Raw genomic sequence first — 1,738 nt, forward strand, 5'->3', positions numbered from 1 at the left:
TATGGCGACAACTTCATGTGAAGATTATCACAAACGCTTATTCCGTGAATATAAAGATAAATAAATGATCGAAGCTAATTGTTTTGCGCGGATCTTTTTGTCGTGACAATAGATATCTCTGCGCTTGTTTAGAGCACAGTGCTTAAAACTTTTTAATTTTTAACCGTGGGCTTTTATACCTTTTCTTCCCAACATGGCAAGGCGTGCCATTCCGTTTTCCGGAATCTCCGGTTTGGGCTCCACATAATCATCTTTTATTGCCGGCCTTTTCAGTATCTTTAAAAGATATAGCCTTTCATCCTCCAAAAAGTAACGCTTGTCCTGCGTAACATAAGCCATGCAGAATCTTATTGCCGTTTCGGCATCCCGGCAGGCATACTGCAGGCTTGCCATAGACGGTGTCCGTCCCTGTCTATCTTCAGGACAGTGATTTTTGACATAGCTTAGAATGTTAAATGCCATCTTAGTAAAGTAAGTATGATTGTTAATGTAATCACGGTTTCTGAGCGGCAACCGGTCCTGCATAAAGCACATATCCAAATACCAATGACTTACCTCTACCTGCCATCTTAATAAAATAACATCCTGTATCTGTGAAGCATAATCTTCATCGTCATAATCAATCTCAATTGAAGAAATAAAATAGCGCTTTTCCGTTTGCTCTTTACCGGAGCTCTTAATATAGCGGGTGGTATTTACGCATATCACCGTTGCGATATCCGGCCACTTCCGGCGCATTTCTTTTGTTAATGCAAGCTCAACGGGAAGAACGGCAATATCTTTTTGTTCAATGCGTCCGTGCCCGCTTGAAGTACGGGCTGCACTTACCGCTTCATCGGGGAGTTCGTACTCAAAGGCCGTAACGATTTCTTCATATAAAGTTCCCTGATTACTCTTTACGCAGACTATGAAATCTCCTCTCGCTTCCGTCACAGCCTTTAAAGTTTTATGCTGCGTGTTGATTGCGTCCCACGTGAAAATGCAGTGTACTGCATTTATCATGGGCAGCATTTCAATAATCGCCTGAGCCTCATGATTCTTCTTATCGGTGATTTTCTGACTTAAGGTTATGCCGTACTTATGACTGTACATCTGTACTATGTCATAACCCGTTGATTTTCTTTTATCTCCACGGCTTGTACTGCGCGTCGCCCGGATATTCTGCCCGTCGCAGCTGATGACGTCACGGTCTTTAAGCTCCGGCTCCGTATCGACAGTCTTTATCCCTATACAACAGTTAACGAAATACTCCGAGAAATATTCAAGTACATGTTTGCCGTCAAGAATGCTTTGTACCCGGCGTAAAGTCTGCGCTGTCGGACTTTCATCTCCGAGCCCGTAGATATACTTTTTGAGCTTCTCTTTATTCTCCGCATAAAAATGCGCTGCCGCAGTCATATTTTCACAGCCGGACATTCTTGCCAAAACGATAATTACCGAAAGAGTACTTAAAGGATAAGAAATTAAGGCTTGATTGCGCGGATCTACTACCGATAGTTCAATACTGCGCTGCAGCTGACGTATCGGTTTGGCGAGGTCATCGGTAATACCCATATTTTATTATCCTTACTCTATGATTTATAAGAGATAATAAGTCGAACCTCGCAAGAACTTTGATCTTTTTATCACATTTTAAAAGTCACAGAATTGCATTTAAAAAATGTGATCGTAAATCAAGTATTTAGAATAAAACTATGTTCCTGATTTGTGAGCCGGATCATTATGCGTTGTCACTATA

General features: G+C 41.5%; 1 protein-coding gene. It reads right to left on the reverse strand.

Annotation, left to right across the window (positions count from 1 at the left end; all coding sequences use genetic code 11):
- Positions 1-159: 159 nt before the first annotated feature.
- Entirely contained in the window at positions 160-1,554 is a 1,395-nt protein-coding gene (locus HMPREF9444_RS06075) for an ISAs1 family transposase (protein WP_009143522.1), read from the reverse strand.
- Between the last annotated feature and the right edge of the window lie 184 nt (positions 1,555-1,738).

It is taken from the genome of Succinatimonas hippei YIT 12066 (assembly GCF_000188195.1).
In the GTDB taxonomy this organism is placed as follows: Bacteria; Pseudomonadota; Gammaproteobacteria; order Enterobacterales; family Succinivibrionaceae; genus Succinatimonas; species Succinatimonas hippei.